The organism is uncultured Cetobacterium sp. (genome assembly GCF_947039425.1).
GTDB lineage: Bacteria > Fusobacteriota > Fusobacteriia > Fusobacteriales > Fusobacteriaceae > Cetobacterium_A.
In genome coordinates this window covers 1-4,431 of the sequence record NZ_CAMQYW010000160.1, presented here as the reverse complement: position 1 = coordinate 4,431, position 4,431 = coordinate 1, and the positions used below count along the sequence as shown (strand labels likewise).

Genomic DNA, 4,431 nt, shown 5'->3' with positions numbered 1-4,431 from the left:
CACTCTTTCCCTACACGAACGCTCTTCCGATCTTTAGCGGATAATATATTTGCAGGACAGTATAAATCTTGTTTAAAGGGTAATGGGATAGAGTTTTCGGATATTAGAAGATATGCTCCTGGAGATGATGTAAAAAAGATAGATTGGAAGGTTACAGCAAAGCAAAGAAAAGCCTATGTTAAAGAGTTTGTTGAAGAAAGAGAGTTATCAATATTTATCCTTGTTGATGTATCTGGTTCAACAAGATTTAAAGAAAAAATAGATTTAATAACGGAACTTGTTGGAAGTCTAGCCTTTAGTGCTACTAAAAATGGTGATAGAGTAGGAGCCTTATTTTTTACAGATGAAATTGAAAAGTATATACCTTTAAAAAAAGGGAAAAAACATTCACTATCTATAATAGAATCAATATTAACATTAGAACCTAAAAGTAAAAAAACAAATCTAGCTAATGGGTTACGATATTTTGGAAAAATTTTTAAAAGAAGAGCAGTAATATTTTTAATATCTGATTTTTTAGATGAAAATTATGAAAAAGAACTTAAAATTTTATCAAAAAAACATGAGATTATCCCTATAAGAATAGGAGATAAAAAACAAAATATCTTACCAAAGGGAGCCATATTTAATTTAGAAGATTCTGAAACAGGAGAAAAAATTGTTATTGAAAACTTTAAAAAAGATATTAGTTTAGATTCCCCTTTAATTAAAAAAGGAATAAATTTATATGTGGGAGAAGATTATATTAAAGAGCTTTCAAGATTTTTTAAAGGGGCTGGTAGAAAATGAAAAAAATAACAATGATTTTTCTTTTATTCTCTCTCCTAGCCTATGGAAAAGAGTATAATATTGGAGATAATATTACACTAAAAATTCAAGGTGATATAAGTAAGAATCAGATAGAAAAAGCATTTAAACCTTATAAAAATGTAGATATAACTAAGTCAAATAATGAATATATTGTGTCTTTTACTAGTTATAAAGTTGGAGTAAATAAGATAAAAATAGGAAATACTAATTTAAAAATAGATATAAAAAGTACTTTAACTAAAAAGGATAAAGAGTTAAAAAAAGATTTAGCAAATAAGGAAAATAAATTTATAATTAAAGATTATCCTTATAAAACAATAGGATCTTTTATAGTGGGGCTATTTTTAATTATATTAAGTATTATTTTATTTATATTAAAAAGAAATAGAGATCCTTTTAATATTTATAATAAAAATATAAAAAATATTAATATGGACAAATGGAAAGATGAGCTAAGTTACTCTTTAAGAAACTATATTGATGGAGAATATAAAAGCAGTTTTTTAAATGGTGAGTATAATTTAGATAAGTTAACTTTTGAAGATATTGAGTTTATAAAAAAATTAGATTATTTAAAATTTTCTAAAAATAGTGATAATGATTATGAAAAATACAAAGAAAAATCTATGGAAATTATCGAGAGATTAAGAAAGGAGAGAAAAAATGATTAGTTTTAAAGACCCTTATGTTCTTTTTCTTATTCCTATTTTATGTTATTTGTTTTTTAGAAAAATTAAGTTTGATTCTATAGTAGTTCCTAGTATTTCAAATGTAAAAAAATATGGAAAAAAGACTAAAAAACATCTTATAGGTAAAAGTTTAATATTTTATCACTCTTAATAATGATATTTGCACTAGCAAGACCTCAAAGCATTAAAGAGGGACAAGAGATAAAAAAGAATGGAATAGATATTGTGATAGCACTAGATCTTTCTAAATCTATGGAAGCTAGAGATTTTAATCCTAGTAGATTAGAAAAATCAAAAGAGTTGCTTAAAGAGTTTGTTAATGAGAGGCCTGATGATAGAGTTTCCTTAGTGGTATTTGGTGGAGATGCCTATACAAAAGTCCCATTAACCTTTGATCATACAGTTATAAATGATACATTATCTAAAATTACAACAGATGATATAACAAGTAATAACAGGACTGCTATTGGAATGGGGTTAGGTGTAGCTCTTAATAGATTAAAAAATAGTGAAGCTAAATCTAAGGTTGTAATATTAATGACAGATGGAGAAAATAACTCAGGAGAAATGAGTCCAATAGGAGCATCAAAATTAGCAAAAGAAATGGGAATAAAAGTATATACAATAGGAATAGGTGCTAAAGAAATAGCTGTTCCGTCATTCTTTGGGACTTCTTATGTTAAAAATACAGAATTAGATGAAAATTTATTAAATAATATAGCTAAAAATACTAATGGACAATATTTTAGAGCTAGTGATGAAAAAGAGTTTAAAAATATTTTTAAAGATATAAACAAGTTAGAAAAAAGTAAAATAGATAGTAGAAGTTTTTATGATATTACAGAGTATTTTGAACCGCTATTAAAGATAGCTTTAATATTATTAATGATAGGAGTTTTATTTGAATATGTAATATTTATAAGAATACCATAGGAGGATTAATTATGGAATTTGGCAATATAAAAGATCTATACTTTATAATTATTCCTTTAATAATATGTATTTTTACTGTTATTGGTGGAAATAAAAGAAGTAAAATTTTAAGGTCAATTGGGTGGTATAGTGAAAATAAGCTTATTATACTAAAAGCAATATTGATAGTTAGTGGAAGTTTATTAGTTTTCTTAGCTTTACTTTCTCCACAAAAACTAAAAGGTAAAACTAATATGGAAATTAAAGGGAATGATTTATATGTTCTTATGGATATATCAAAATCCATGCTATCAAAGGATGTTTATCCTAATAGATTAGATGCTAGTAAAAGAGAATTAAAAGATATTTTAACGAAACTAAAAGGTGATAGAGTAGGAATAATTCCTTTTTCAGATAGTGCATATATTCAGATGCCTTTAACAGATGATTATTTTATGGCAAATAACTATATTGATGCCATTGATAGCTCTTTAATATCTGGTGGCGGAACTAAACTACTAACAGGAATAGAATTAGCTAATAAGTCTTTTGAAAAAACTCAAAGCAAAAATAAAAATATAATTATTTTTACTGACGGTGGTGAAGATAATTCTAATATAATAGATTATGTCAAAAAAAATAAAATAAAAGTTTTTATATTTGGTGTTGGAACAGATGAAGGAAGTGTAATTCCTATTAAAGATGGCTTTATAAAAGATAAAAATGGTCAAATAGTTGTATCAAAACTTAATGATAAATTCTTAAAGAAATTATCTCAAGAAAGCGGTGGAGATTACTATTCGTTAAATAATACTCAGATAAATTCTTCAAAATTTATAAGAGATTTAGATAAGTTAGAAAAAGATCATAAAAGGTCAAATGAAGTTAAAATATATACAAAATATTATCAATATCCACTTTCTCTAGGTATATTACTAATTTTAATTGGTTATTTATTAAGAAAAAAAAGAAAGGAGGAGAGTTATGTTTAAAATTATTATTAATTTTATAATAGGACTCTTACTTTTAATCTATTCTTTTTATTCTTATTTAATTTGGAATAAACCTATAGAATCCCAAGGATTTATTCATTTTCTAAAGGGAAATGAATTAGTATTAAAGAGTAAGAATCCAAAAGATACTAGTAATTCTGAAAAGGCTTTAGATGAGTATAAAATCGCAATGAAAACTAATACTGATGTGAATATTAAGAAAAATTTTGAGTTGATTTTAAAGAAAAAAGAGGAACAACAAAAACAAGAGAATCAGAAAAAAGATCAAAAAAATAAAAATAATGAAGATAAGAAAGATAAGAAAAAAAATAAAGAAAATAATAAAAAGCAAGAGCAAAACAAAAAAAATGATAGTAAAGACCAAAATAAAAATGAAAAAAATAACAAAAAACAAGAAAATCAACAACAATCAAAATCAGAAAAAATGAAAGAAAATCAGAAAAAAGAAGAACTACAAAGTATTTTAAATAGATTAGAAGGAAATGAAAAACAGGCTTTTAAAAATAATGAAAAAATAAAAGTTAATTTAAATAATGAAAATACAGAGAACAGATGGTAGAGGTGAACAATGAAAAAATATAATGCTTTATTTTTATTTTTATTAATAGCTAACTCTATTTTTGCAGATGTTATCTTAAATACTTCAAATGCAAATCCTTCTTTATATGACATAATTACTCTTCAAGCAATATTTCGTAATGAAGATAAGGATGGTTATAAAATAGATGGATTGAATAATTTTGATGTTTTAGGAAAAGGTAGTAATAGTAGTTATAGTATGATAAATGGAAAAGTTACGTCAGAAAAAAGTGATACATATAGAATTAAGGCTAAAAAAACAGGGGTATTTACATTAACGCTTATTTCAAAAAAAGGGAATAGTAAAAGTATAAATATTGATGTTTCTAATAATCAAAATCAAAAAGAGATTATAAATAATAAATTTTCTTTACAAGTTAATAAGTTAAAAAAAGATTATTATTTTGGTGAAAAAATTCCTTTTGAAG

General features: G+C 24.3%; 6 protein-coding genes. All 6 read left to right on the top strand.

Features of this window, described 5'->3' with window-relative positions; translation table 11 throughout:
* Positions 1-785: 785 nt before the first annotated feature.
* Positions 786-1,481, top strand: a complete 696-nt coding sequence (locus Q0V09_RS08225) for a hypothetical protein (protein ID WP_297406533.1) — start codon at positions 786-788, stop codon at positions 1,479-1,481.
* On the top strand, positions 1,474-1,650 hold the full coding sequence (locus Q0V09_RS08220) for a hypothetical protein (RefSeq protein ID WP_297488400.1): 177 nt from the start codon (positions 1,474-1,476) through the stop codon (positions 1,648-1,650). The genes Q0V09_RS08225 and Q0V09_RS08220 overlap by 8 nt, the downstream gene beginning before the upstream one ends.
* A gap of 74 nt (positions 1,651-1,724) precedes the next feature.
* Positions 1,725-2,432 (top strand): VWA domain-containing protein, encoded by a 708-nt coding sequence (locus Q0V09_RS08215; RefSeq protein WP_297488397.1) that lies wholly within the window; start codon positions 1,725-1,727, stop codon positions 2,430-2,432.
* Between the two features lie 11 nt (positions 2,433-2,443).
* Positions 2,444-3,403, top strand: a complete 960-nt coding sequence (locus Q0V09_RS08210; protein WP_297488394.1) for a VWA domain-containing protein — start codon at positions 2,444-2,446, stop codon at positions 3,401-3,403.
* Positions 3,396-3,983 carry a hypothetical protein gene (locus Q0V09_RS08205; RefSeq protein WP_297488392.1) on the top strand — a complete coding sequence of 196 codons (588 nt, stop codon included), beginning with the start codon at positions 3,396-3,398 and terminating at the stop codon, positions 3,981-3,983. The genes Q0V09_RS08210 and Q0V09_RS08205 overlap by 8 nt, the downstream gene beginning before the upstream one ends.
* A 9-nt stretch (positions 3,984-3,992) precedes the next feature.
* A partial coding sequence (locus Q0V09_RS08200; protein WP_297488389.1) for a BatD family protein occupies positions 3,993-4,431 on the top strand: 439 nt, incomplete at its 3' end.